23 protein-coding genes are annotated in these 25,966 nt (G+C 31.8%); 3 read left to right on the top strand and 20 right to left on the bottom strand.

What is annotated here, in order from left to right:
• Positions 1 to 226: 226 nt before the first annotated feature.
• Genes KQI16_RS09555 through KQI16_RS09535 form a run of 5 tightly spaced genes read right to left on the bottom strand, consistent with a single transcriptional unit; the run spans position 227 to position 5,203 of the window.
• The gene (locus KQI16_RS09555) at positions 227 to 1,477 is read right to left on the bottom strand and encodes an MFS transporter (RefSeq protein ID WP_216433913.1); all 1,251 of its coding nucleotides are present in this window, start codon (positions 1,475 to 1,477) and stop codon (positions 227 to 229) included.
• Positions 1,467 to 2,267 carry an ABC transporter ATP-binding protein gene (locus KQI16_RS09550; protein ID WP_216433911.1) on the bottom strand — a complete coding sequence of 267 codons (801 nt, stop codon included), beginning with the start codon at positions 2,265 to 2,267 and terminating at the stop codon, positions 1,467 to 1,469. Before KQI16_RS09550 ends, KQI16_RS09555 begins: the two co-directional genes overlap by 11 nt.
• 2 nt (positions 2,268 to 2,269) lie before the next feature.
• Positions 2,270 to 3,277, bottom strand: coding sequence for a FecCD family ABC transporter permease (locus KQI16_RS09545; protein ID WP_216433908.1), 1,008 nt, complete (start codon positions 3,275 to 3,277; stop codon positions 2,270 to 2,272).
• Positions 3,277 to 4,269, bottom strand: a complete 993-nt coding sequence (locus tag KQI16_RS09540; RefSeq protein WP_216433907.1) for a FecCD family ABC transporter permease — start codon at positions 4,267 to 4,269, stop codon at positions 3,277 to 3,279. Before KQI16_RS09540 ends, KQI16_RS09545 begins: the two co-directional genes overlap by 1 nt.
• Positions 4,256 to 5,203: an iron-hydroxamate ABC transporter substrate-binding protein gene (locus tag KQI16_RS09535; RefSeq protein WP_216433904.1), complete on the bottom strand. Its 948-nt coding sequence runs from the start codon at positions 5,201 to 5,203 to the stop codon at positions 4,256 to 4,258. The genes KQI16_RS09540 and KQI16_RS09535 overlap by 14 nt, the downstream gene beginning before the upstream one ends.
• Before the next feature lie 194 nt (positions 5,204 to 5,397).
• Between KQI16_RS09535 and KQI16_RS09530 the strand changes: the two genes are divergently transcribed.
• Positions 5,398 to 6,399, top strand: coding sequence for a helix-turn-helix domain-containing protein (locus KQI16_RS09530; RefSeq protein WP_216433902.1), 1,002 nt, complete (start codon positions 5,398 to 5,400; stop codon positions 6,397 to 6,399).
• Between the two features lie 105 nt (positions 6,400 to 6,504).
• On the opposite strand, the gene KQI16_RS09525 is transcribed toward KQI16_RS09530, so the two are convergent.
• From KQI16_RS09525 to KQI16_RS09485, 9 genes are all read right to left on the bottom strand, one after another.
• Positions 6,505 to 7,908, bottom strand: a complete 1,404-nt coding sequence (locus KQI16_RS09525; protein ID WP_216433900.1) for an FAD-binding oxidoreductase — start codon at positions 7,906 to 7,908, stop codon at positions 6,505 to 6,507.
• Positions 7,909 to 7,913: 5 nt separating this feature from the next.
• Positions 7,914 to 9,104, bottom strand: a complete 1,191-nt coding sequence (locus KQI16_RS09520) for an FAD-binding protein (RefSeq protein ID WP_216433898.1) — start codon at positions 9,102 to 9,104, stop codon at positions 7,914 to 7,916.
• Positions 9,105 to 9,117: 13 nt separating this feature from the next.
• Positions 9,118 to 9,906 carry an electron transfer flavoprotein subunit beta/FixA family protein gene (locus tag KQI16_RS09515; RefSeq protein WP_119866089.1) on the bottom strand — a complete coding sequence of 263 codons (789 nt, stop codon included), beginning with the start codon at positions 9,904 to 9,906 and terminating at the stop codon, positions 9,118 to 9,120.
• Between the two features lie 36 nt (positions 9,907 to 9,942).
• The gene (locus KQI16_RS09510) at positions 9,943 to 11,481 is read right to left on the bottom strand and encodes an L-lactate permease (protein WP_216433915.1); all 1,539 of its coding nucleotides are present in this window, start codon (positions 11,479 to 11,481) and stop codon (positions 9,943 to 9,945) included.
• Positions 11,482 to 11,823: 342 nt separating this feature from the next.
• Positions 11,824 to 12,498, bottom strand: a complete 675-nt coding sequence (locus KQI16_RS09505; protein ID WP_216433896.1) for a FadR/GntR family transcriptional regulator — start codon at positions 12,496 to 12,498, stop codon at positions 11,824 to 11,826.
• A 114-nt stretch (positions 12,499 to 12,612) separates the two neighbouring features.
• Positions 12,613 to 13,929, bottom strand: coding sequence for a putrescine-ornithine antiporter (gene potE, locus KQI16_RS09500; RefSeq protein WP_216433893.1), 1,317 nt, complete (start codon positions 13,927 to 13,929; stop codon positions 12,613 to 12,615).
• Positions 13,930 to 13,969: 40 nt separating this feature from the next.
• Positions 13,970 to 16,126: an ornithine decarboxylase gene (locus tag KQI16_RS09495; RefSeq protein WP_216433891.1), complete on the bottom strand. Its 2,157-nt coding sequence runs from the start codon at positions 16,124 to 16,126 to the stop codon at positions 13,970 to 13,972.
• Positions 16,127 to 16,399: 273 nt separating this feature from the next.
• Complete coding sequence (locus KQI16_RS09490; RefSeq protein WP_216433889.1) at positions 16,400 to 16,633, bottom strand: DUF1858 domain-containing protein; 234 nt, start codon at positions 16,631 to 16,633, stop codon at positions 16,400 to 16,402.
• A gap of 116 nt (positions 16,634 to 16,749) precedes the next feature.
• On the bottom strand, positions 16,750 to 18,549 hold the full coding sequence (locus tag KQI16_RS09485; RefSeq protein WP_216433887.1) for a WG repeat-containing protein: 1,800 nt from the start codon (positions 18,547 to 18,549) through the stop codon (positions 16,750 to 16,752).
• A 234-nt stretch (positions 18,550 to 18,783) separates the two neighbouring features.
• On the opposite strand from KQI16_RS09485, the gene KQI16_RS09480 reads away from it, so the two are divergent.
• The gene (locus KQI16_RS09480) at positions 18,784 to 20,064 is read left to right on the top strand and encodes a dicarboxylate/amino acid:cation symporter (RefSeq protein ID WP_216433885.1); all 1,281 of its coding nucleotides are present in this window, start codon (positions 18,784 to 18,786) and stop codon (positions 20,062 to 20,064) included.
• A 38-nt stretch (positions 20,065 to 20,102) separates the two neighbouring features.
• Here the strand turns inward: KQI16_RS09480 and dhaM are convergent, their stop codons facing one another.
• Genes dhaM through dhaK form a run of 3 tightly spaced genes read right to left on the bottom strand, consistent with a single transcriptional unit; the run spans position 20,103 to position 22,164 of the window.
• On the bottom strand, positions 20,103 to 20,492 hold the full coding sequence (gene dhaM, locus KQI16_RS09475; protein ID WP_216433883.1) for a dihydroxyacetone kinase phosphoryl donor subunit DhaM: 390 nt from the start codon (positions 20,490 to 20,492) through the stop codon (positions 20,103 to 20,105).
• A gap of 24 nt (positions 20,493 to 20,516) precedes the next feature.
• Positions 20,517 to 21,143 (bottom strand): dihydroxyacetone kinase subunit DhaL, encoded by a 627-nt coding sequence (gene dhaL / locus KQI16_RS09470; protein WP_216433881.1) that lies wholly within the window; start codon positions 21,141 to 21,143, stop codon positions 20,517 to 20,519.
• 22 nt (positions 21,144 to 21,165) lie between these two features.
• Complete coding sequence (gene dhaK, locus KQI16_RS09465) at positions 21,166 to 22,164, bottom strand: dihydroxyacetone kinase subunit DhaK (protein ID WP_216433879.1); 999 nt, start codon at positions 22,162 to 22,164, stop codon at positions 21,166 to 21,168.
• Between the two features lie 181 nt (positions 22,165 to 22,345).
• Here dhaK and KQI16_RS09460 point away from each other — a divergent pair, with 181 nt between their 5' ends.
• Positions 22,346 to 24,343: a fructose-1,6-bisphosphatase gene (locus KQI16_RS09460; protein WP_119866099.1), complete on the top strand. Its 1,998-nt coding sequence runs from the start codon at positions 22,346 to 22,348 to the stop codon at positions 24,341 to 24,343.
• A gap of 56 nt (positions 24,344 to 24,399) precedes the next feature.
• Here the strand turns inward: KQI16_RS09460 and KQI16_RS09455 are convergent, their stop codons facing one another.
• The 3 genes from KQI16_RS09455 to KQI16_RS13060 all read right to left on the bottom strand — a co-directional run bounded on the left by KQI16_RS09455 (position 24,400) and on the right by KQI16_RS13060 (position 25,804).
• Entirely contained in the window at positions 24,400 to 24,867 is a 468-nt protein-coding gene (locus KQI16_RS09455; RefSeq protein ID WP_119866100.1) for a flavodoxin family protein, read from the bottom strand.
• Positions 24,868 to 24,988: 121 nt separating this feature from the next.
• On the bottom strand, positions 24,989 to 25,456 hold the full coding sequence (locus tag KQI16_RS09450; RefSeq protein WP_216433877.1) for a flavodoxin: 468 nt from the start codon (positions 25,454 to 25,456) through the stop codon (positions 24,989 to 24,991).
• Positions 25,457 to 25,708: 252 nt separating this feature from the next.
• On the bottom strand, positions 25,709 to 25,804 hold the full coding sequence (locus KQI16_RS13060) for a MerR family DNA-binding transcriptional regulator (protein WP_236906211.1): 96 nt from the start codon (positions 25,802 to 25,804) through the stop codon (positions 25,709 to 25,711).
• Positions 25,805 to 25,966: the final 162 nt, after the last annotated feature.

The raw sequence follows: 25,966 nt of genomic DNA, 5'->3' as shown, positions 1-25,966 counted from the left end.
CCGCCGACTTCCTTCAGATTCCACCTCGCGGTGGACACCCTTGTCTTAGGCTAACGGTTGGCACTATCAACCCCCGTATCGGACTTTCACCGACAAGATTACGCCCATGCCGGGCGCACATAAAGAGGATGATTTTCAAAGAACCGAAAATCACCCTCTTTCCACTCCAACTCCAAACTACTAACTGAGTTTAAACTCCACACTCCAAACTACTAACTCCTAACTCCTAACTCCTAACTGAGTTTAAACTCCTAACTGAATTTAACCTTCTCACATTCCACTTAACAAATAAAATCAGTCCTAAATTGGCAATGGCAGTTAATAGGAAAATAACTCCTATTGGTATTCCTGTCTCTAAAATTTGCCCATATAACATCTGCCCTGGGGCTACACTGATAGTTGCAACAGCTGTTGAAAAAGCGCTAACCCTTCCAAGCATTCCCCCTGGAACTTCCTTCTGCATAAAGGTAAGGGTTAAAACATTAGATAAGGCTAACGACATCATTATAGCCATACCGCAAAGAGAAAATAATAAGGCTATTAGATAGTTATTAGTTTTTATAATTCCTAATAAGGTCATAAAGCTTACCCCTATAATCATAGGAAAATATGTATAATGAACCTTTTTCATTGAAAAAATATTAGGTTTTACGCTAATCCAAAGACTCCCAATAATCATCCCTAAAACAAATATACCTTCTACTATTCCATAAATTTCTGAAGGCAAATTCAATAATATCTTTATAAAATATGGAGCTACTATGGTTAAAATAGGCACTAGGAAAATGTTACATAAAGCATAAGAAGCTATAACTCCTAAGACTATTTTCTTTTCCCTTTTTAAGTAAATAAAACTATCCTTCATATCTATAAAGGACTTTATTATTGGCCTTTCAATTTTTTCCTTCTTCTCTACATCTGGTATATCTAAAAATAATTCTAAGATAGCAGAAATAAAGAAGGATAGGGCATTTATTAAAACTATTATTTTTATTCCAACAATTCCATATAATATCCCAGCTAATATTGGAGCTGCAAAATTTACTATAGAGCCTACTTGATTTACTATACCATTAGCAGAAGTTAAGCTGTCTTCCTCAACTACCTGAGGTATTGAGGCCGTTACAGCTGGTCCATAAAGGGTATAACAAATAGACAAGATAAACATTACTGCAGCAGCAATAAATTCATGATCCTTTCCTTCTAATAAAATAAAGGCATAAATCCCAATTACTGCTGAACAGAAAAAGTCTAAATATACCATTATCTTCTTCCTATTTACATTGTCAGATAGCATTCCTGCTATAGGTGCAAATAAGATATATGGTATTGTTGAAAAGGCCATAATATTAGCAAAGACAGCTGTGCTGCCTGTAAATTCTAATAAATATAAGGACATACTAAATCTTTGAATGGCATTACCAAAAAGAGAAATAATCTGCCCTATTACTATAATTATAAAATTCTTATTTCTCATGGTCCCCCCTCAAAAGTTCATATTCCATACAAATTGGATAGTCACCATTTTCGCTGATTTGTAAATTAGCATCTATTCCGTAAATTTCCCTTAAACTATCCTTATTAATTACATCTAAAGGCTTACCTTGACAGATAATTTTACCCTTTTTAAGACCTATAATATTATGGGCAAATCTGCAGGCATTATTTAATTCATGAAGAACAATAACTACTGTAATTTTCTTTTCCTTATTTAATCTTTCTAAAACTTCTAATACTTCAAGCTGATAGGACATATCTAAATAAGTAGTAGGCTCATCCAGCATGATAATATCTGTTTCCTGAGCTAATACCATGGCAATCCAAGCTCTTTGTCTTTGACCTCCAGAAAGATTTTCAACTTCCCTGTCTGCAAATTCCTTTAGGCCTGTTTCCTCTATAGCCCAGTCTATTACTTCTTTATCATGTTTATTTAAGCCGCCAATCATTTTTTGATGAGGAAATCTTCCATAAGCTACAAGTTCTCTTACAGTTAAGCCGCTTGGACATACTGGTCCTTGAGGAAGAAAGGCAACTTCCTTGGCAATATCCTTTTCTTTTATCTTCTTTATATTTTTACCTTTTATGAATATATCACCACTTTTAGGCTTGTTAATTCTTGCTATAGTTTTTAACAAGGTGGATTTCCCACAGCCATTGGCACCAATTATTATGCTTATTTTGCCCTCTGGTATTGATAGATTCATATTCTCAATAATATTGTTATTTTCATATGATACCGATAAGTTCTTTACACTAATAGCTTCCATAATTATTTCTCCTTCATCATCAAATAAATAAAATATGGCACTCCAAATATTGATACAGTTATACCTACAGGTATTTCAATTGGAGAAAAAAGATTTCTTGAAACTGCATCTGATAAAAGAGTTATAATAATGCTTATCATAGCTGAAATTAGAACAAAATTCTTATGATAAGGTCCTACTAATTTTCTTGCTAAATGTGGTGATATTAGACCTAAAAATCCAATATTACCTGCAAAGGCTGTAGCGGTTCCTGCTAGTATTACTGAATAGGTTAAAAACTTCTTTCTCTCCCTTTCTAAATTTAAGCCTAAGGATATAGAAAGTTCATCAGAAAGATTTAAAACATCTAACTTCTTATGATTTAACATCACTACTATAAACATTAATAAAACAATTGGAATAATAACTTTGGCATAAGTCCAGCCTGCCCCCCAAAGACTACCTGATGTCCAAACCAATACCCTATTATAATCCCCTACTCCTCCTCTAAAGGTAAAGAAGGTGATAAAGGCATTAAGGCCTGCATTAAGACCTATCCCAATAAGAAGTAATCTTTTAGGCTTAATTCCCTTCCTGCTTGATAGCATATAAATAGCAAAGGCAGATAATACTGCCCCAATTATAGCCATAAAGGGAAGGACAAAAATAGATAATTTTCCAAGCTCGCTATAATAATTTGCAGTTTGATAAGTAATAAATAATACTGCTGCCACTGCAGCTCCTGCATTTATTCCTATTATTCCCGTATCAGCCAAATCATTTTTAGTTATAGTTTGAAGAATTGAACCTGCTGTTGATAGAGCAACAGCTACAAAAATTCCAACTAACATTCTTGGTAATCTTATAGTTAAAATTGCTGTATTTTGAAGCTTTGTACCATTCCCCAATAAGGTATTTATAACATCCAAAGGAGATACTTTATAAGTTCCCCAGCATAAGGTCGCAATAAAGGAGAGAACTAATAAAGCAGATAAAATTATAAGAACTATCTTAAATTTCCTTTTCTTCATTATCCTCTCTCCTTTCTTGCTATTGCTATAAAAAATGGTATTCCTATTAGGGCTGTAAAAACTCCAATTGGAGTTTCATAAGGGTCAAATAACATTCTTGCTGCTATATCTGCATAGGTTAAAAGAACTGCTCCTAACAAAAAGGAACATGGTATATTTCTTCTATAATCTTCCCCTAATAATTTTCTTACTATTTGAGGCACAATAAGGCCCACAAAAGCAATATTTTTACCTACCGCAACTGCTGCTGCACACATTGGTATCATTAAAATTAAGGTCATAAATCTGATTCTTTCTGGATTTTCTCCAAGGCCTATGGCAACATCGTCACCTAAATTTAAAATATTAATTTTTCCTGATAATAAAACTGCTATTATAAGTCCAATAATTCCAAAAGTAAAAACTAATTTAAAATCTGACCAAGTTGCATTTCTAAAACCTCCAGAAACCCAGAAACCAACCATTTGAGCCTGGTTTGATAAAAGACCAATTATAGTTGTTAAGGAAATAAAAAATGTACTCATAGCCGTTCCTGCTAATAGTATCTTGGCAATAGAATTATTATTTGCCTTTTTTGATATAAAGGCTAAAACTAATAAGCCTGTTGCTAAGGCTCCTATAAAAGCTGCTACCATAACACTTGAAGTATTTATGCTTATTCCTAGGGCATAAAAAATTGCTATAACTAGGGTTGCTCCCTGGCTAACACCTAAAATAGATGGTTCTGCAATTGGATTTCTTGTAACCCCTTGAATCATAGCCCCTGTTACTCCTAAAATCCCCCCTGTAAATAATACAGCAAGGGCTCTCGGAATACGTACATCCCTAACTAACATTAGTTCTAGACTTTCACTATAATTAAAAATACTATCAAAAATGTGAGAAAAAGTAATAGGGACAGATCCCAGCCTTACAGCCAGAACCAGTCCTCCTATTAGAAGTAACATACTAAAAATTGTAAAAATTAAGGTATGTTTTTTACTTTGTGCCATTTAACATTTCACCTATTTCATCAACTAATAAATCTCTACCTATTGAACTGTAACCTTGGTTAAAGTATGGTGAAGCTGGTAATTTAACTACTTTTCCTTCTTTAACTGCTGGTAGGTTGTTCCAAATTGCATTACTTTCAAGCTGAGCTAAATCTTCATCTGTTGCAAGTACAAAAATATAATCTGCATCTATTGCAGCTAAACCTTCATAGGTAACTACTGGAAGGCTAATATCGCTTTGTTCTGGCATTCCTGCTGGTTTAGCTAATCCCATATCTTTATATAAAACATCACCAAAACCTGCTCCATCAAATACGAAGAATTGTCCACCACTAGCTAGGAAGGAAAGGTAACTTGTATCTTCACCGTATTCTTCCTTAATTTTATTACCTGCTTCTAATGCTTTAGCTTCATAATCTGCTAACCATTTATTTGCTGCATCTTCTTTACCAAATACTTTTGCAAAAGCTTTAACATCTTCTTTCCAATTTAATGCTTCTAATTGAATCATTACTGTTGGAGCTATTTCCTTTAATTGATCATACATTTTTTCTTGTACTGTTGAAATAATTATTAAATCTGGATTTAGATTCATAACAGCTTCTATATCCATTGTATCTTGCATGCTGTAGCCTAAAATTTCTGCTCCCTTTAATGTTTCTTCTAAGTATGCAGGGAACTTAGTGTAATCATAAGCATCACTATTAGCTGTTCCTACAACTGAATATCCTAATATAGATAAAATATCACTATTTCCACTTAAATCAACAATTCTTTGTGGATTTGCTGGAATTTCTACTTCTCCTCTTACATCAGTTACTGTTACAGTTTCTGCTGCTCCTCCATTATTTTCTGATGCCTTAGTTCCGCAAGAAACAAGCATCATGGCAGTTAAACAAGAAACTACTATTGTTTTTAATAAATTTTTCTTCATTATAATCCACGCCCTCTTTCTAATTTCTTTATTGAAATTAATTCTCATAAAGTGATTGTATATGATATTCATTCTCACTTCAATATCTGCAACTATTTTAATAATTTTATCATCTTATATGATAATTTTATTTTTTCTGTTATAATAAATTAGTATTAATCAAAAGCATGGATTTTATAATAAGGAGATTATAAATGATATCAAAATCAAGTTCTGAATTTCAAAAATATGTACTAGATAAAATGACCTTTTCGGCCTTCTCTGAAAAAAACTGTATTATATATAAAAATCCTTCTAGGCCGGAACTTGGATATTTTATTAAATACAGCAGGGAAGGCTATTATGATTTTGGTATTGGAGACTATACTATTCCAGAGGACTTTTCCCTATCCTTTGATCATAAGGATGAACTTATACGTTTTGGAACAGTTTATAAGGGCATTACAAAGTTTAAAATAGAAAATAATCCTGTTTCTTCCTTCACTCCTTCTTCCTTCTTTGTAGTTGAAAAGGGAATTAAGGGTAAACAGATCTGGAAAAAAGGCCAGCACTTTCATGGAGCAGAAATAAGCATTTATAAAAAGTATTTTGACGAAGTAGTCTTCCCAAACTTTCCTGACTCCATTAATTTTGATGCCTTTATTGGTAACTATACTTATAAATATCTTCCCCTAGAAATAGTATCAATAATTCAGCAACTGCAGGTTTTAAATAATAAAAATGCTTTAACTCCAATATATTTAGAAAGCAAGATCTTAGAAGCCCTAGCCATAATCACAAATGAAATTTTTTCTTCTCCTGAAAATTCTTTTACAAATCAAATAAATTACGGCGAGGTAAAGATAGGAAAAAATAGAAAAGTTACCTTAACGACTTCAGACATTAATGCAATACAAAAAGCTCATGATATATTGACAAAGGAGGCCTGCAATCCTCCAACTATAAAGGAATTAAGTAAAAGGGTTTTCCTAAATGAACAGAAATTAAAGGCGGGATTTGCCTCTCATTATCATATGTCTATCGGAGAATATACTAATTCTATCCGTATGGCTATGGCAGAAAATTTATTATCCACAACTGATTTAACAATTGAAGAAATTTCAAAAAAAGTTGGTTATAACTATTGTGGAAACTTTGTAAAAATGTTTAAAAAGGTGCACGGTAAAACTCCCTTAGCCTTTAGAAAGTCAAAATAAAAAGATTGCCCTAGAGCAATCTTTTTATTAAAATGTATCTAAAATTTTTCAGTCCTTTAACTTTGGACTAAAAAATAATACCGGAGGCTCTTTACTTTTGCTAATTTACTCTTGGAATATCTTATGTGGATTTAATATATTTTTAGGATCAAAGGCCTTCTTAATTCCTGCCATTATTTCAATTAAAGCTGGATCCATTGATTTTAATAGATATTCCTTTTTAGCATATCCAACTCCATGCTCGCCAGAAACTTGACCTTCTAATTCCCTGGCCTTGCCATAGATCTTTTCCATAGCATCCTTCATTTTCTTATTCCATTCTTCTTCAGATAAATTATCTCTTAAGATATAGGCATGTAGGTTGCCATCACCAGCATGTCCAAAACTCTTAATCCTTACATCTACTTCCTTATAAAGATTATGAATATACTCAACCATATCATTTACACGATTTCTTGGAACAACAACGTCAACTTCATCCATATAAGTTGTAGAACCTTTTATTGCTTCTAAAAAGGCTCCTCTTGCTTTCCAAATTGATTCTTCCCTTTCGCTTGTATCTGAAATGAATATATCTAAGGCTCCCTGTTCTAAACATATTTTTGCAACATTATCATAAGCATTTTCTATTTCTTCTGTTGAATTGCCATCAAACTTTAATAATAAGTAAGCATCTGCACTGCTGTCTGGGAACTTTTTGCCTAGGTATTTTTCTGCATCTAGGATAACCTCCCTTTGCATAAATTCAATAGCTGTTGGAATAGACTTAGATTTAACTATTAAAGGTACAGTTCTTATTGCCCTTTCTAAGCTTGGGAATGGTATAAGCAAACTGATTGCTTTCTTAGGTAATGGCAGTAATTTTAAGGTTGCCTTAGTTATAATACCTAAGGTTCCTTCTGAACCAATCATTAAGTCCTTTAAGGCATAACCTGTACTATTTTTAACTACCTTTCCTCCTAAATTTACTACTGTTCCATTAGGAAGTACTACTTCTAGGCCTCTTACATAATCTCTAGTAACCCCATATTTAACAGCCCTCATACCACCAGCATTAGTGCTTATATTTCCACCAATAGTTGCAGATTTTTCACCTGGATCTGGTGGATAGAAAAAGTCTTTTTCTTCCACATAGGCAGCAAGTTCCATTAATAAAACTCCTGGTTCAACGGTAATTGTTAAGTTTTCTTCATCTAATTCTAATACATGATTCATTAAACTTGTATCTATCATTATTCCCTTTTCCATTGGAACTGAAGCACCTACAAGGCCTGTTCCTGATCCACGTGGAGTTACAGGAATGTTATTATCATAAGCATATTTCATTATCTTAGAAACCTCTTCCGTAGAAGTAACCTTAACAACAACATCAGGATAGCTTACTGTATCACTTAATTCATCATGGCTATATTCCTCATTAATATTTTCCCCGTAAAGAACTCTCTCATGGTCCCCTATAACACAATATATAAATTCTAAATCCTTCTCATCAAATCTTTTATATCCCATAGCAATTATGCCTCCTTCCTCATTTTTATCTGCTCAATTAAGCCTGGTATAATTTCATATAAATCTCCCACTATGCCATAATGAGCAGTCTTAAATATTGGAGCATTTTCATCCTTATTAATTGCAATAATATTTTCAGCATTATTCATGCCTGCTGTAAATTGTACAGCTCCTGATACTCCACAAGTTATAATTAATTTTGGCCTTACTGTTCTTCCACTTAAGCCAACTTGTCTCTTAACTTCCATCCATCCATTTTCAGCTAATGGTCTTGTACAAGCAACCTGTCCACCTAGTAATTCTGCAAGTTCATCTATCATTTTTAAGTCTTCTTCCTTCTTAATTCCACGGCCTGCAACAATTAAAACATCTGAAGCTTCTATAAATTCTTCCTTTTCCTTTGGAATAATATCTAATACTTTAATATTTGATATAAGCTTTTCAGGCTCTATACTACATTCAACTATTTCTCCAGCTTCCTCGCTATTTCTCTTAGGAGCATTCATAACCTTGTAACGAACAGTTGCAAGCTGAGGTCTATGATTTGGCGTTACAATTTGGGCCATTATATTTCCACCAAAAGCTGGTCTAATTTGAACTAAATCTGTATCTTCAGTCATATCAAGAATTGTACAATCTGCTGTAAGTCCAGTCTTAAGTCTAGCAGCAAGTCTTGGAGCTAATTGACGGCCTACTGGAGTTGCTCCCACTAATATTGCAGTTGGCTTAAGCTTATTTACAAAATCCTCAAAGGAAGCAGTATAAGTTTCAATATTAAAACGAGCTAAATTTTTATCATCATAAATAAATACCTTATCTACTCCATAATGTAGAACTTCGCGGCATTTATCTTTTATATCATTTCCAAGCATAAGGGCATAAACAGGATGATTAACTTTTGCAGCTAACTCCTTTGCCTTTCCAATAAGTTCATAAGTAACCGGATGAATTTCCCCATCAATATGGTCTACATACACTGCTATTCCCTTCCAAAGACTCTTATCTATTGATGGCTTTTCTTCTTCCACAAATTCAAAGGCACCCTCTGGACCCTTTCTTACGCATAGCTTACACATTTTGCAGCCTGAATTTATTTGAAGTTTTCCCTCTACTTCTTCCATTGCTCCAAAAGGACATATTTTCATTACCTCTTGAATCTTTCCAATTTTATCTTGATTTACTACAAGCTTACCCATTGCTTTTACCTCCTTATAGGAATTTTAATTCCTCTAATTTATCTGCTAATTTATTTGTAAGATCTACAGAAGCACCCTTCCATATTTCCTGATGATCGTTTACAGCTGGTGGAAAGATACGTTGTACCTGAGTTGGTGAACCACTTAAGCCATAATGCTTTTCATCCTTATCATCTAAATCATTAAAAGTGATAATCTTAATTTCACGGTCTTTAGTTTGCTGTTTCTTTACATAGGAAGGAAGCCTTGGCATAAAAATATCCTTATCTACTGCAAGAAGACATGGATAAGTAACCTTTACTAGTTCTAAATCATCACTCATATCCATTTCTACAGTAATGCTTTCATCTTCTACCTTTACAATCTTACTAACATTACATACGCTAGGTATTTTAAGCCATTCTGATATTTCTGGCCCAACTTGAGCTGTATCTCCATCTGTAGTCTGTTTTCCACATAAAATTAAATCAAAATCTCCCAACTTTTTAATTCCCTGGGCAATTGTATAGCTGGTTGCTAAAACGTCTGCTCCCCCAAATTTTCTATCTGAAATTAAAGCTCCATTATCAACTCCCATGGCAAAGGCTTCTTTTATTACGCTGGCAGCTTGATTTGGTCCCATGGAAATAACAGTAATGCTGCCCCCCTTTTCTTCTCTTATTCTTAAAGCTGTTTCTATAGCGTATAAATCATATGGATTCATTTTAGATTCTACGCCATTTCTTTTTAATACCCCTGTAACAGGATCAACTTCTACCTTATTAGTTCCAGGTACTTGCTTAATACAAACTAAAATATTCATATCTTAATCACCTATCCTTTATAAAATTTCTATATATTAAAGAAATTGTGCACCAAAATAACTGATGATTCCCATTAGAATTATGAAGATAGCACAATATTTAATAACCCCTTTTAATAAAAGGTTTTCTTTTGATTCAAGAGCAGTTGCTCCAACTGCAATAGCAATACTTTGTGGAGAAATCATTTTTCCAGCAGTAGCTCCTGCTGTATTAGCTGCTGCTAGCCATGAAGAATTTAAATTAAGTACATTAGCTGTTTCCGCCTGAAGTCCTCCAAATAAAACACTTGCTGAAGTTCCACTTCCTGTTACAAAGGATCCTATTGAACCTAAGAATGGCGAGAATAGTGGATAGAAGGATCCAGTCAATTTAACGAACATATCAGCAATAGAAGCAATCATTCCACTATAGCCCATAAGCTTAGAAGCAGCTATAATAGACATTATTGTTACAATCGTTTTCATCATTTGCAACACTGTATCCTTAAAGATTGCACAAAGCTTGGTGAATTTAGCTCCCTGGGCTATTCCTCCAATAAATCCAGCAAGAATAATCCATAAGCCTGGTGTTGAAAGCCAAGCAAAACTATAGGGTGTTCCTCCCTCTCCAGTATAAATTTGTACTGAGCTTTTAAACTGGGCTAAAAAGCTATTTACAGGCTTTACTAAATTTGAAGTTCCTAATAAGAAAATAAATATCAATATAAATGGAAGCCAAGCTGTTAAGGCTTTATTTTTAGATATATTATTAGTTGCCACTGCATCCATAGCAAACTCTGGAGAAATATCTTTCCTCTCAAATAATTTAGCCGCTAATATGGTGCAAAACATTGAAGATACAGAACCAATTACAACGGGAAGTTCTGGTCCAACATACTTAGCTACTAAATATTCCGGAATAACAAAGGATAGTCCAGAAATTAAAGTTATAAGTCCCACTCCCTTAAAGGCTTTCTTAGATTTTGCTGTTAATAATACTAAAATATAAGGAGTTAATATTATTATTGGAGCCAGCTGTATAACAGTATCAACTGATAAACTTGCTACATTAAGTCCTGTAACCTTTGATAAGGTAGTAGTAGGAATTCCTATAGATCCAAAAGCTGTTGGTGTTGAATTTGCAATTAAACATACAATTGCAGAAAGTACTGGATCAAAACCTAAAGCCCATAGCATACTTGCTGGTATTGCTATAGCAGTTCCAAAGCCTGCCATACCTTCCATAAAGCCGCCAAAGCCCCATGCGATTATTAAAACTAATACTCTTTTATCTCTTGTTACTCCAGCTAACATTTTTTTAATAATTTCCATATAACCTGTGTGAATACAAACATTGTAGGTGAATACTGCTGCGATTATTACTATAATGATTGGCCAAAGAGACATTGCTGCTCCTTCAAGAATTGCTGTAATACTATCTAGAATTGGCATTTTCCATAATCCTATTACAATGAGAAATGATAAAGCTAAAGCAATAGGACAAGCTTTGTATCCTGGCATTTTTAAGGCTGTTAAGGCTGCAATAAGCCAGATAATTGGTAATAAGGCTAAGATAAATGAGATAACCATAATTATTTTCCTTTCATAATTTCTTTTAACTTAATTTTTATTCAATATGGCCATATGATTAATTGAATATAAGCAGCGCCGCTTTTAAATAAATAGGTTCCTTATCTCTTCTTTAGTGTATTTTGCCTTACTTAATCCTACTGGTAGTACCAGTTTCCTTAAAAAAATATAACTTTTAGTTTACATACATTTTTAAGGAAATTGGTACTACCTCTTATGAGTAAATAATAACACCCCTTACTTAATATGTAAATAAAAGTTATATTTTTAACATCTTTATCTTTTAAATTTTATATTTTATTAAATATTAACCTGCTTTTAGCTTATTTTTAAAGGATTTAATGAAAACTATTTCAATTTTTCCTTAATAAGCTCAAAATGTTTGTTAATTGCTTGATAAGCTAATTCCTTGTCCCTATTCAATAAGCTTTTTACAATATCATTATGGGATTTTTTAAGATCTTCCCTGCTGTCTTCGGATCTAAATATTTCTTTTCTTAAATCGGCAATAAATCTATCCATAATTTCTGAAAGAGCTTGCAAGATATCAATAATAAGTTTATTTTTTGATGCCCTTGCAATATTATAATGCAGCTTTTTGTCTAGTATAATATTATCTTCTTCACTTCCATGCTCTAATTTCAAGCTTATTTTTTCTATTTCCTTAAGTTCTTCCTCAGTTGCTTGATCAATAGCTAATAAAATAGCTTGAGTTTCTAAAGCTCTACGTAATTCACTTATTTCCTTATAATTTATCTGATTTAAAAGAAAAAGCATTGATAAACTCTCGACTAAATTATTTTCAAAATTTCCTGTTAAATAGTTTCCAGCTCCGTGCTGACTGGATATTATACCCATAAAATCTAAGATTCTTATAGCTTCCCTTACAGAATTTCTGCTGATTCCTAATAAGGCTGATAATTCCCTTTCAGAAGGAAGTCTTTCTCCTATTTTCAATTCTCCTAACCTTATTTGATTTTTTATATAATCAATTACCTTTGTGTAAGATTTTCCTTGTTCCATTTTCTCCACCCCAAAATGCAAGCTTAACTACATATACCCCTGAAATTTTTATAAAAAATACTTAATATACATATTATTATATACCACAATATGTATATTAAGTAATATCTATTATTAATAAAGTTTTCTTGATAAATCAAATTTACTAGAAATAAAGCCATATAAAGTCCAGCCAGCAAAAGTAAATAGGGCTCCTCCCATAATTGCTTCATAACCAGCAGAATATAATGCATAAAGACTAAAGATTGATGCTATAAAGGCAATCAAATTAGTTATTTTTCTCTTTTTATCTGGAACTTTTCCCTCTCTTAATATTGCATCTACAGCAGCCATTGATAATAAATATGGAACAATATTTGTAACTACTGATAGATTTACAAGAAGATCAAACTGCTTAGATAATGTAGGGCTAATTGTCATTAAGGCTAGTAATGACTGAACTATTGTAATAATAATCATACCTACAACTGGCGCATTATCTTTTGTAATTTTACTAAATATTTTTGGAAAATATCCTTCTAAAGCTGAACTTCTAAATACTTCAGCTATAGTAAACTGCCATCCTAAAAGTGATCCAAAACAGGATATAACCATAAGGCCCATAACAAGTCTTCCCATAGCAGGGCTAAAGATAGTAGAAAAAACTAAACCAAAAGGAGCATTAGAATTTAATAAATCAGCATTTGCTACAATACCTGCAATAATATTGGTTGCTAAAATATATATTATTGCTGCAGCAACAGTTCCTCCTAAGCAGGCAATAGGAACATTTTTCTTTGGATTTTCAACTGCATCCATATTAGCAGAAGCAGATTCTAATCCTAAAAAACACCATAAAGTTATTGATATTGACTGGCTTACACCTTCAAAAAAAGCTAAATTATTTGGATTCCATGATTCTATATATAAATCTTTGCTAAACCAAAACCAGCCAGCAACACAAAGAACTAAAATTGGAGCAATTACTCCCCATACCGTAAAGGAACCTATCCTGCCTGTGACTCTTGCCCCTTTAAAATTAAGTACTGTAGCCAGCCATAAGGTAAAAACAGTCCAAATTCCTACCTGTACCGGATTAAGAGTAATGCCTAAAAAAGAACTTCCATAACCAACTGCAGTAATAGCGATAGCTATATTGGCAATTACTAAGGCAACTGCATAAGTATAGTTAGATAAAAAGCTTCCTGATTTTCCAAAAGAATATTCAGCATATCCTCCCATTCCGCCGGTCTTATTACTATACATACCGCATTGGGCAAAGGAATAGGCCAATGCCATTGAACCTAGCACTGTAACCAGCCAGGAAATAATGGACATTGTACCAACCATTGCAAGTTTTGCAGGAAGCATTATAATTCCTGATCCCATCATATTTATTGCAGTGATTACTGTTAGCTGAAAAACATTCATTTTATTTTTCCTTTTATCCATAGTACATTACTCCTCTACTTTTATCTTTTGTAGAACTTTTTTATTTTTTATCCAATACATAACCATAAGCTCTTACCAAACCATCTTCCTCTTCTAAATACACTCCATGAATTTCAGGCGCAAAACCTGGGAACTTATTGATGCCATCTTGCAGTATTGTAAAGTATTTTTGAGCAGCTTCACTCCATCTTTCACCTGGCGCTACACAAAATACTCCTGGTGGATACGGAAGGGCACCTTCAAGGGCTATTTCTCCTACTATTTTATCTAGGGGAACTAATTTAGCATTATTTCTTTTTAATTCTATATTTGCTTCATATGGGGTTATAGCAGCTTCTGGGAAGGAAGATTCCCTAAATAAATCCTGCTGATACTTTTTAGCATTATTTTCTTTATAAAAATCATGCATTTCCTGGCATAACTGCCTAATAGTATAGCCTTGGTATCTGCTTTCATATTTTTCATATAGACTAGGAAGAACTTCAATTAATGGTGCATCTTCCTCTATAAGATGTTCAAATCTAACTAATTGTGATACTAGATTTTGCATCTTGGTTACAGTTTCTGCAGGGGTCATCAAAAATAAAATAGAATTTAAATCATTTTTTTCTGGTATAATAGACTTTTCCCTTAAATAATTTGCTAGTATTGTAGCTGGAATTCCAAAATCTTCATATTCCCCAGTTTCAACATTTATTCCCGGTGTTGTAAGCATAAATTTATTAGGATCAACAAAATATTGATTTTTTCCATATCCCTCAAAGGAGTGCCACTTTTCACCTGGCTCAAATCTGAAAAATTCTATATTATCTGCAATTTCTTCTGTATCATATTCTTCCCATCTCTTTCCTTTAACTACTGGAGGTATAAATGGTCTAAATAAGCTGCATTTTTCTAATATTTCTTTTCTTGCATCTATACCCATCTTAATACATTCCCTCCATAAGCGCTTACCTGCTTCTCCAGATTGAATTTTAGCATTTACATCTAAGGTTGAATATAAAGGATAAAAAGGACTTGTGGAAGCAAACATCATATATGAATTATTAAAACGCTTATGATCTACATATCTTTTTTGACCTTTAATATGCTTATCCTTCTTATGTATTTGAGATGCCTGGGAAAATCCTGCCTGCTGTTTATGTATAGATTGGCTTACTAAAATTCCAGGATCATTTTCATTTAAGTCCAAAAGTAATGGAGAGCAATCCCTCATCATTGGAATAAATTGCTCATATCCAACCCAAGCTGAATCAAAAAGAATATAATCGCATAAATGACCTATTCTATCAACAACTTGTCTTGCATTATAGATTGTGCCATCATAAGTACCCAGTTGAATTACCGCTAATCTAAAAGGTCTCTTTTCTTTAACTTTATTTGGAGCAACTTTTTCTATTCTAGCTCTTAAATAATTCTCATCAAAGCAATGATCATAAATTCCACCTATAAATCCAAAAGGATTTCTAGCTGTTTCTAAATAAACAGGAATACCTCCTGCTCCAACCAAAGCTGCATTATAAACAGATTTATGATTATTTCTATCAAATAAAACCAAGTCTCCTGGAGAAACTAATGCATTTATTGCTACATTATTAGCTGTACTAGTTCCATTCATTACAAAATAAGTTTTATCTGCATTATAAACCCTTGCTGCGTATTTTGAAGCATCCATAGCCGGCCCCTCATGTATAAGCAGATCTCCTAAAGCAACATCAGCATTGCAGATATCTGAACGGAAAATATTCTCTCCATAAAAATCATAAAAAAATCTTCCTGCTGGATGCTTGCGGAAATATTGTCCTCCTTGATGTCCTGGACAATCAAATTGCAGGTTGCCTTGTTCTACATAATCAGATAAAGCCTTAAAAAATGGTGGAAGTAAATTATCTTCATATTGCCTTGCTGCAGTTTCAATTACTCTGCTGTAAAGATTTTTATCAAATTCATTTCTATCAATTACTCTATAAACCATCTTTGAAACTTCACTGCTAAGCCTATCTACATTTTTTAAAACCACAAAAATTGGAATACCAAACTTGGTATTATAAATTTCTTCAATTATCTCAATATCCTGATCTGTCACTACTGCAGCTGCTACGTCAGTAAAATCTGTATCCTCTGGCAAAACTAAAGTTCTAATTGTATTAAAATATTCTTTAGATTCGCAAGTATAAAGAATTTTTAATCTTCTCATTTCAATTGCTCCTTTATAAAATAATATATCAGCAGTATTTATACTTTACATATCTGGAATATTATACTTTCTACTTAATACGCTGTAAAGCAATTTTTCAACATATATTTATTTTTATCTTTTGCAGCCTATAGCATAATATTCAGAAATAAAATAAAAATATGATGCTGCCTAAGGCCACATCATATTTTCATTTATATTATTTATTTACACCTAGTACTTTTAAAATAATCTATTTCATCTTTAAAGTAAATAGATTTAATAAAATTTTAATTATTCAATTATTTCATAACCTTTTTCTATAAAAGCTTCCTTTATTTTATCTAGTTGTATGTTTTTCTTTATTGAAGCCTTTGGAATAGTCATAACCCTTCCTGCAGTTGCTAACATTCCAGGTCTTTCTAATAAAATTTCAAAACCTACACTGGCAAGAATTTCACTTACTTCTGGATTTTCTTTATTTAGTTCATAAACGGATTTTTTAAAATCAACAATTTTATTTCCCATGCTTCACAACCTTTCAAAATAGTAATATTAATTACTAATTATTATACTTAATTATATATTTTAATCTGTGACTATAATCACATAAAAAATGTAATAGGAAATTTCCTATTACATTTTTAATTAAAGGCCTTAAAAAAGCTTCCATTTTTATTTATCATACCTTCAATTTCTGTAAATGGTATTTTAAAGTTAACAAAGCCTGCTACATATGGAGCTATTTCATATGGTGGAAAATAAATATAGAGATTGTCTTTATCAACATAGAAGTCTTGATTTTCATTTATTCCCTTAAACCTATCCTCAAAAAGTATGTCATATTGAGGATCAGTATTTATCATCTTTTCTATAATTTTATTTAATTCTTCAGTCCAATTTACTCCTTCCATAAATAAATCTGTCAGACTATAAAACTCACCAGTTTCTAAATTGATATTAGGGGTTTTCTTATATGGCATGCCATGAGCTGCTCCAAAAGGATAATAGTATCCTGTCATATCAAGAACTAAAAGATTCTTATTAAAATATTCCACTTCAAAATTTCCATTATAATGATAATCTAATACATCTTCTTCTGTGATTTGTACATCCACTATTGAACTACCATTCATAATAGGAATAAAACAAGACATTATTCTTAACTTTTCATTTATATTATTTTCTACATTTTTATTTGCTAGCCCTTCTACTTTAGGATAGTATACTAAATAATTATAATTAGGGTTAAACTTAAGCTTAGTTATTGAATATTTATTATTAAGTCTAATTGTATCATTAGGTTTATAAACTACCTTTCCACTGCTTTTAATATAATAGCTAATATAATCTATATTGGCTCTTATAAGATTATGAACAAATTCTAAATTGCCGCCCCCCTCAACAATTGGAAGATTTGTTACTATATTTCCTTTCAAATCTATAAAAAATGTATATTTTTCATCACTTGCAGAAGCTAAATCATTTTTAAAATTTCCTACCGCTAAATATTTAAAATTACTTAATTTATTGCCTGTGATATCACCTATGGCATAAATACTTGTCCAATAAGGAATATCCTCATTTAAAGGAAGTCCTAATGCTACTCTTCCCTCTCCTAATTGTTCTATCCTGCTAAAAATAGGTTCATACACATATTTTCCTGATTTATTTATTACCCCATATCTAGCTTTATATAATTCTCCCGTACTTACTACTGCGACTCCATCTATAAAGGCAGTTGCTGATGAAAATTTTTGTCTTATTATAACATCGCCTTCTGTATTTATATAACCAAAAGGGCTATCTGAATCCTGGGCAAATACCATTAAACCTTCCCCATATTGACCTACATAAAAATAATCATAAGTATTTATTATTTCACCATTCTTATCTAATAAAGCAAATAGATTTTCCTTAATTTTTACTAAGGCTACTCCCTCTTTATAATCTTCTGCTTGAAGATAAACTGGAGCAACAATTTCATTTCCTTCAAGATCAATATATCCATAAATATATGAACCGCTCTCTTCATCAAGAATTCCAACAACAGCCCTTCCCTCATTAAAATTTCCAACAAAATTATAAGGCTTCTTTGTTATTCTATTTCCCTTTTGGTCTATAATTCCCATTGTATTATTTAAAATATATACAGCTCGTCCCTCTTTGTAATGACTAATACTATCATATATAGGATGAACAAGATACTCTCCCTTTTTATCTATTATTCCTGCCTTACTATTATAATTAACTATAGCTATATCAAATTCATTAAAATCATAAGCATTTTCAAATTTAGGCTCTATAACAAAGTTGCCTCTTTCATTTATATATCCATAGACAGGTCCCGTCAATTCATTCCTTACAGCTGGATATAAATTATTAGATTGATTATTTTGTTTTCCAATAAACCTCTTCTTTCTTTTTCTTCTCTTGGCTCCCATAAAATTACCATCCTAATTTATTAATGATACTTTATAATATTCACCAATTTGACTATTGTTAAAAAAATTGTAACTTAATAATCATAACCCAATTTATTCCAATTATTTTTTGACAAGAATTTAATTTTAGTGTAAAATTAATATTATGTAATATAAAATAAAAGACGTAGTAATACAATTCAATGTAAAACTACGTCTTTTATCATAATAAATAAAATCTAAAGGAGGTCTTAAATGAAGAAAAGAAAATTAAAAAATTATCAGTTAGTTTTTATGAGTCTTATTTTAGGTACCGTCTTTGGGCTTATTTTAAGTAAAGCTGGCGGAAAAGATGTTGCTTGGATTGCCTACATAACGGATTTCTGTTCATTTCTTGGTAATATATTTATTAGGCTAATTCGTATGATTGTTGTTCCCCTTGTATTTTTCTCTATTACAGCCGCAGTCTTAGAATTAAAAGATCTTAAGCAATTAAAACGTATCGGAATAAAAACCTTTCTTCTATTTTCAGTAACCAGTGCAATTGCAATAGCAATTGGTATAACCCTTGCATATATTATTAAACCAGGACAAGGCATAGTTCTTGAAACTGCAGCAAGCGAAATAAATGTAGCAGAACTTCCTGGTATTTATGACACATTACTAGATATAATTCCACTCAATATCTTTGAAGCCTTTACCAAAGGTTCTATGTTACAAATCATCTTCTTTGCCATAATGTTAGGAATTGCTATTATTCTTTTAGGCGAACAAGGCAAGAAAGTTGAACAAGCTTTCAAAACCGGGGCTAATATTATGTATAAAATCATTGATATAATAGTCTTGTATATTCCTATTGGTGTATTTGGCCTTATGACAGATTCTATGGCTACTTATGGTACTTCAGTTTTAGGAACTATCTTTAAATTTATCTTAACTGAATACTCTGCTGCTTTTCTACAAGTATTACTTATCTATATTCCAATGATAATTTTTATTACTAAAGTTAATCCAATTAAATATCTTAAGGTAGTATTTGAATCTTGGCTTGTTGGTTTTAGTACCTGTACTTCAATGGCAGCATTACCAGTATCTATGAAAAATGCTAAAGAAAAACTAGGAATTCCAAATGAAATTGCAAGCTTTGTTCTACCTTTTGGTGCAACTGCCAATATGGATGGTACAGGAATATTCTTTGGAGTTGTAATTATTTTTGCAGCTCAATTTGCGGGAGTTGAACTAAGTTTTATGCAAATACTATCATTAATTCTAGAAGCAACTCTCTTATCAATAGGTTGTGCTGCGGTACCTCAAGTTGGTTTAGTTATTGGAACAACAATACTTATAAGTATGGGATTACCTGTTGAAGTAGTAGGTCTTATTACAGGTATCTATAGAATCTTAGATCAAATTCATACTGCAACCAATGTTAGTGGCGACTTAGTTGTTGCAGGTGCCGTTTCAAGTTTAGAAGGAACTTTAAATAGAAGTTATTACGAAAAGGATAGTATACTAGTTAATGAATTAGAAAATTAGCCAATAAGAGGGTTGTCATAGACAACCCTCTTAAATATTTACATTATTTTTCCCATTGCCATATTTTTTAAGTTATCCTTTATCTCTTTTAGATTTCTTCCCACTGTACATTCAACAGAAGCAGAAATTGCTCCTTCAACTAGTGGAAGGTCTATAATTTCTACCTTAGCTCTCATTTCTTCAGGAAGCATTTCTAGAGCTATTTCAGTATTCATAAATGCACTTCCTAAATCAAATAATATAAGCACTCCATCATCAGAATAAACCTTTTCTATAGCAGAAATTATTTTTTCTATGTCTGTTCCCAAACGTCCATCACAAGTTCCGCCAGCTGCCTCAATGGAAACCTCTGGCGCCATTTGCTTAGCAAGTTCCTTAACCCCTTCTGCTATCTTTTGACTATGTGATACAATTACAATGCTAACCATAAACTATTCCTTCTGCAAAATTAATTATATTTCCTTGTATATGGTATCTAATATCAAATAACTAGATGTTGCTCCAGGATCTTGATGTCCAATACTTCTCTCACCTAAGTAACTTGCTCTTCCCTTTGTAGCCGCAATAGTTTTAGTGTATTCAACTCCTTCTCTAGCGGCTTCCTTTGCCTTATAAAGACATTCCTTACTGCTTAATCCTTCTTCTATAGCATTTGACAAGACATTTAAGGCTGGTTCTAAAGCATCTATCATAGTTTTTTCTCCAGCTTGTCCTTTCCCTCTCATTTTTATACCTTTCAAGGCTTCTTCCAAGATATTTTTAAAATCCTTAATATCTATTTCTTCTTTTCCATTTACAGCCATAGCTGCCTTCATAAAAGCTGTTCCATATAGGGGACCTGATGCTCCTCCAACATTGCTAACAAGAGCCATACCAGTAATTTTTAATATGTCGCCTATATTTTTCCCTTCATTATCTCTTAACTTTTCTCTTACTGCAAACAAACCCTTACTCATATTTATGCCATGGTCTCCATCACCTATAGCTGCATCTAATTCTGATAAAAATGCCTTATTATTATCAATTACATCAGCAATTTTATTTAATATGTCTATAACTTTTTTCCCATTTATACTCATAATATTCCTCTTTTCTAATGTATCATAATAACTTTAATGCAGGAGTATCTGCAGGTGCATCTAATAATTCCTTTAATTCATCATCTAATTTTAATATCGATACTGAACAGCCTGCCATTTCAAGAGAAGTCATAAATTCACCTACAAAGGTCTTATAAACTTTAATACCTTTACTAGTTAAAAGTTCATTTACTTTCTTATTAACTATATATAGTTCCATTAAAGGTGTTCCTGATAGGCCATTAACCATAACTGCAACTTCAGAACCTTCCTCTGGCTTCATATCTTCTAATATTCTATTTACAAGATGTTCTGTTATTTCATCAGCAGTTTTAATAGTTTCTCTATGGGTTCCTGGTTCTCCATGGATTCCCATTCCTATCTCAACTTCATCTTCTCCTAGGCTAAAGTTTGCTTTTCCTGCTGCAGGAACTATACAAGAACTTAGTGCCATTCCCATACTGCGGACATTATCGATAACCTTTTCAGCAACAGCCTTAACTTCTTCTAAAGAAGCTCCTTTTTCAGCCTTTGCACCAGCTATTTTATGAACAAATACTGTTCCTGCAATTCCACGCCTTCCTGCTGTATAAGTACTATTTTCAACAGCAACATCATCATTTACTATTACACTTTCAACCTTTATTTCTTCCATCTCAGCCATTTCTTTTGCCATGTCAAAATTCATTACATCACCAGTATAATTTTTAATTACTAATAAAACTCCCTCACCGCTGTCAACTGCTTTTATAGCTTCATAAACTTGATCTGGAGTTGGTGATGTAAATACTGCTCCTGCTACAGCTCCATCTATCATCCCCTTACCTAAATAACCTGCATGGGAAGGTTCATGTCCACTTCCTCCACCACTAACTAGAGCAACCTTACCCTTAATTGGTGCATTCTTGCGAACTAAAATATTGCCTGCATCAAGCTTCCTTAAATATTCTGGATGAGCAGCCACCATACCAGCTATCATATCCTCAACAACATATTCAGGCTTGTTAATCAGTTTTTTCATAAATTCTCCCCCTTAATTTTATAAAAAATTAATTAGTTTCTTCTCTAACTAATTAAAGATACATTATAGTTTATAAAATTAGTAAGCAACATATTCCATATAATGTTTAATTTATTTACTTACAACTAGCGATGAATTTGTTATAATTATTTCAAATAATAAACTACTGGGAGAAATAGAAATGTCTTACATTAAAGAAAATTATACTGATAATCTTGAAAATGAATTAAGATACTTAAAGCTTTTATCAAAACAATATCCAACTATAGCAGATGCCTGTATAGAAATAATAAATTTGCAAGCTATTCTAAACCTTCCTAAGGGCACTGAACATTTTTTATCAGACATACATGGTGAATATGAACCTTTTATACATGTATTAAAAAATGCTTCTGGAGTTATAAAAAGAAAAATACAAGATATCTTCGGCAATTCTTTAATGGAAGAAGAAATAAAAAGTCTTGCAACATTGATTTATTATCCAGAACAAAAATTAGAACTTATAATAAAAAAAGAAAAAAATATTGAAGATTGGTATAAGGTTACCCTATATAGGCTTATAGAGGTTTGTAGACGTGTTTCTTCAAAATATACCCGTTCTAAGGTTAGAAAAGCTCTTCCTAAGGACTTTGCATATATCATAGAAGAACTACTGCATGAAGAAAGCAATAATAGCAATAAGGAAAGATATTATAATGAAATAATAAAAACTATAATAAACATAGGTAGATCTAAAGAATTTATAACAGCAATATGCAAAGTAATTCAAGATTTAGTAATAGATAGACTTCATATTGTAGGAGATATTTTTGATAGGGGCCCTGGTGCAGATATTATTATGGATACCCTTATCAATTATCATTCTGTTGATATTCAATGGGGTAATCATGATATAGTTTGGATGGGTGCCGCTGCTGGAAGTGAAGCCTGCATTGCAACTGTTATAAGAAGCTCTGCCAGATATGGCAACTTAGCTACCATAGAAGATGGTTATGGAATTAGTTTACTACCATTGGCTACCTTTGCCATAGATTTTTATGGAAATGATGAATGTTTAGAATTCAAACCTATTATTGAAAATGATAAAAATTATAGTGATAAGGAAATAAACATTATATCAAAAATGCATAAGGCAATAGCTATAATTCAATTTAAGCTAGAAGGAGCAGTAATTAAAAGAAGACCTTATTTCTCTATGGAAGATAGGCTTCTGCTAGATAAAATTAACTATGAAAAAGGTACAATAAACCTAAATGGAAAAGAATACAAATTAAAGGATACTAATTTTCCTACTATCGACCCTAAAGATCCATATAAACTTATACCAGAAGAAATTGAACTTATAGAAAAGCTTAAGTCGTCCTTTTTAAATAGCGAAAAACTTCAAAGACATGTTAGTTTTCTATTTGCAAAGGGGAGTTTATATTTAAAGTATAACTCAAATTTATTATATCATGGCTGTATTCCATTAAATGACGATGGAACTTTTAAAAAGGTCAGAATAGGTGCATCTGGTAAAGAATATAGCGGTAAGGCTTTACTAGATAGGTTAGAAATTATAGTTAGAGAGGGATATTTTCATAAAGATAATCCAGAGGCTAAATTATATGGAATGGATATGATTTGGTATCTTTGGAATGGTTCTTGCTCGCCTCTCTTTGGTAAAGATAAAATGACTACCTTTGAAAGATATTTTATAGAAGATAAAGAAACTCATATTGAAAAGAAGAATCATTATTTTGATTTAGAAGACGATGAAAAAGCATGTAATATGATTTTTGAAGAATTTGGATTAGACCCTAAAACTTCACATATAATTAATGGACATGTCCCAGTTAAAATAAAAAAAGGAGAAAGTCCTATAAAAGCAAATGGGAAACTCTTAGTTATAGATGGGGGATTTTCAAAAGCTTATCAAAGTCAAACTGGAATTGCAGGCTATACCCTTATATATAATTCTTATGGATTATCGTTAGTTTCTCATGAGCCCTTTGAATCTACTCAAAAGGCCATTGAAGAAGAAAAAGATATTCTTTCAACTAGAGTAATATTAGAAACAGAGGTTGAAAGAATGAGAGTAGCAGATACAGACATTGGCAAGGAATTAAAACTTCAAATAGAAGATTTAGAAAAACTTTTAAATGCATATAGAACAGGGTTAATAAAGGAACAGATTTAAAAATCCTATAAAAGACAGCAGATAAATTTGTTTTTATACAAATTTATCTGCTATATTTAAAGTAATTTCACTAACTTTGTAATAAACTCTTCTGCTTTTTTAAAGTCCTTCTCATTTGGATGCCCTTGGGATAACTTACCTAAGAAATCAAAAATCTTATTATCAGAAAACTCTTTTGCTATAAAACTTCCTTTGCAGGCAAAACTTCCTTTAATAATAGCTCCCTTTTCCTTTAGCAATTTAAGCAGCTTATTATTATAAAACTTCATACCAACTCCGCTAGTTGAAAATACAAAAACATTTTTGCCCTTTAAATTTAATCTATCCACTAGTTTAAAAAGTTTTGGAGCCATGCTTTCCTTGTATACCCCAGAGCCAAAGCCAATTAAATCGTAATTCTCTAAATTAATATCCTTAGTACTTTCAATATTTATTAAATCGCAGTTAATTTTTCTAGCAAAAACCTTTGCAAGTTTTTCAGTATTATGCTTATAATTTGAATAATAAAGAATCAAGGCTTTCATATACATTTTCTCCTTACTTAGTTCTTAACTAAATTATATTATCTAGCTCCCCCTAACATTCTAACTGCTTCTTCTAAATTACTTACAAAAAAATATTATTGCCCTTGTTACATTCATCTTATTAATTTAAAATTCCTTTAAGCCACTTTTCTATATCTTCTCTAACAATTTGTCCACTTACATCAATGCCTGGAAGAATTTTAGCTTTTAAACACTCTTTAGCTATATCATCTTGAATTTCTCCAAGGCCTCCTCCACCGCTAGTGGAAAAAGGAATTATAGTTTTTCCTTCAAAATTATGATTTCTAATGAAGCTCCTAACTGGTGGTGCCATTGTTTTAAACCAGTTAGGTGTACCTATAAATATAGTATCATAATTATCTATTGGCTCATTGCCAGATAGCAACTTAGGGCAAAATCTCCTAGCAATTTCACTTCTAACTTCCTTAGCAGCTGTATTATAATTAAAAGAATAATTCTTTTCAGAAATTAGCTCTCTTATATCGCCGCCAGTTTGCCTTGCTATTTCTAATGCAAAGTTCTTTGTATTTTGAAATAGCGAGTAATAAACTATCAATATTTTGCTCATTTGTATTATTTCCTTTCTAAACAACCAACTATTTATTACAATATTCTAAAATTGCTTTATAAATAAAATCACTTAAATCTTCTTCCTTATACTTTTCTGTTTCTCCATATACTAATTTAGCTTCACGATAATACTGTTCCTTCAATTCTAGAACTTCTGAATTTTTAAATATACTTAAATTAAATGGCTCTTCACCTGATAAGTAATCATCTACAGCATTAATAATTTCTTTTAATCTCTGCTGCTTTAATATTAAAGTTTATTAATTTTATCGTAATAATGTAGTGTTCTTGGAGTTATACCTGTTATATATGAAACATCTTTAACAGTTAATAATTGTTTTTTCATTTTAAAACTCTTTCTTTTTTTTGTTTTTAATACTCTATATTGTAAACTATGACGCAAGGTCATAGTCAAGTACTTATTATTAATGCTAAAATAAAAATTAACAAGATTACAAATATAAAACTTAACAGAATTGCAAATGAAATAGTATAATTATCTCCGACG

It is taken from the genome of Caproiciproducens sp. MSJ-32, from assembly GCF_018918055.1.
Lineage (GTDB): Bacteria > Bacillota > Clostridia > Clostridiales > Clostridiaceae > Clostridium.
The sequence above is the reverse complement of the archived record's forward strand: the minus strand, read 5'-3'. Positions and strand labels throughout refer to the sequence as shown.

Coding starts and splice junctions, on each gene's coding strand:
- KQI16_RS09555 (WP_216433913.1), bottom strand. CDS start 1,477: ATGAGAAATAAGAATTTTATAATTATAGTAATAGGGCAGATTATTTCT.
- KQI16_RS09550 (WP_216433911.1), bottom strand. CDS start 2,267: ATGGAAGCTATTAGTGTAAAGAACTTATCGGTATCATATGAAAATAAC.
- KQI16_RS09545 (WP_216433908.1), bottom strand. CDS start 3,277: ATGAAGAAAAGGAAATTTAAGATAGTTCTTATAATTTTATCTGCTTTA.
- KQI16_RS09540 (WP_216433907.1), bottom strand. CDS start 4,269: ATGGCACAAAGTAAAAAACATACCTTAATTTTTACAATTTTTAGTATG.
- KQI16_RS09535 (WP_216433904.1), bottom strand. CDS start 5,203: ATGAAGAAAAATTTATTAAAAACAATAGTAGTTTCTTGTTTAACTGCC.
- KQI16_RS09530 (WP_216433902.1), top strand. CDS start 5,398: ATGATATCAAAATCAAGTTCTGAATTTCAAAAATATGTACTAGATAAA.
- KQI16_RS09525 (WP_216433900.1), bottom strand. CDS start 7,908: ATGGGATATAAAAGATTTGATGAGAAGGATTTAGAATTTATATATTGT.
- KQI16_RS09520 (WP_216433898.1), bottom strand. CDS start 9,104: ATGGGTAAGCTTGTAGTAAATCAAGATAAAATTGGAAAGATTCAAGAG.
- KQI16_RS09515 (WP_119866089.1), bottom strand. CDS start 9,906: ATGAATATTTTAGTTTGTATTAAGCAAGTACCTGGAACTAATAAGGTA.
- KQI16_RS09505 (WP_216433896.1), bottom strand. CDS start 12,498: ATGGAACAAGGAAAATCTTACACAAAGGTAATTGATTATATAAAAAAT.
- potE (WP_216433893.1), bottom strand. CDS start 13,929: ATGGATAAAAGGAAAAATAAAATGAATGTTTTTCAGCTAACAGTAATC.
- KQI16_RS09495 (WP_216433891.1), bottom strand. CDS start 16,126: ATGAGAAGATTAAAAATTCTTTATACTTGCGAATCTAAAGAATATTTT.
- KQI16_RS09490 (WP_216433889.1), bottom strand. CDS start 16,633: ATGGGAAATAAAATTGTTGATTTTAAAAAATCCGTTTATGAACTAAAT.
- KQI16_RS09485 (WP_216433887.1), bottom strand. CDS start 18,549: ATGGGAGCCAAGAGAAGAAAAAGAAAGAAGAGGTTTATTGGAAAACAA.
- KQI16_RS09480 (WP_216433885.1), top strand. CDS start 18,784: ATGAAGAAAAGAAAATTAAAAAATTATCAGTTAGTTTTTATGAGTCTT.
- dhaM (WP_216433883.1), bottom strand. CDS start 20,492: ATGGTTAGCATTGTAATTGTATCACATAGTCAAAAGATAGCAGAAGGG.
- dhaL (WP_216433881.1), bottom strand. CDS start 21,143: ATGAGTATAAATGGGAAAAAAGTTATAGACATATTAAATAAAATTGCT.
- dhaK (WP_216433879.1), bottom strand. CDS start 22,164: ATGAAAAAACTGATTAACAAGCCTGAATATGTTGTTGAGGATATGATA.
- KQI16_RS09460 (WP_119866099.1), top strand. CDS start 22,346: ATGTCTTACATTAAAGAAAATTATACTGATAATCTTGAAAATGAATTA.
- KQI16_RS09455 (WP_119866100.1), bottom strand. CDS start 24,867: ATGAAAGCCTTGATTCTTTATTATTCAAATTATAAGCATAATACTGAA.
- KQI16_RS09450 (WP_216433877.1), bottom strand. CDS start 25,456: ATGAGCAAAATATTGATAGTTTATTACTCGCTATTTCAAAATACAAAG.
- KQI16_RS13060 (WP_236906211.1), bottom strand. CDS start 25,804: ATGAAAAAACAATTATTAACTGTTAAAGATGTTTCATATATAACAGGT.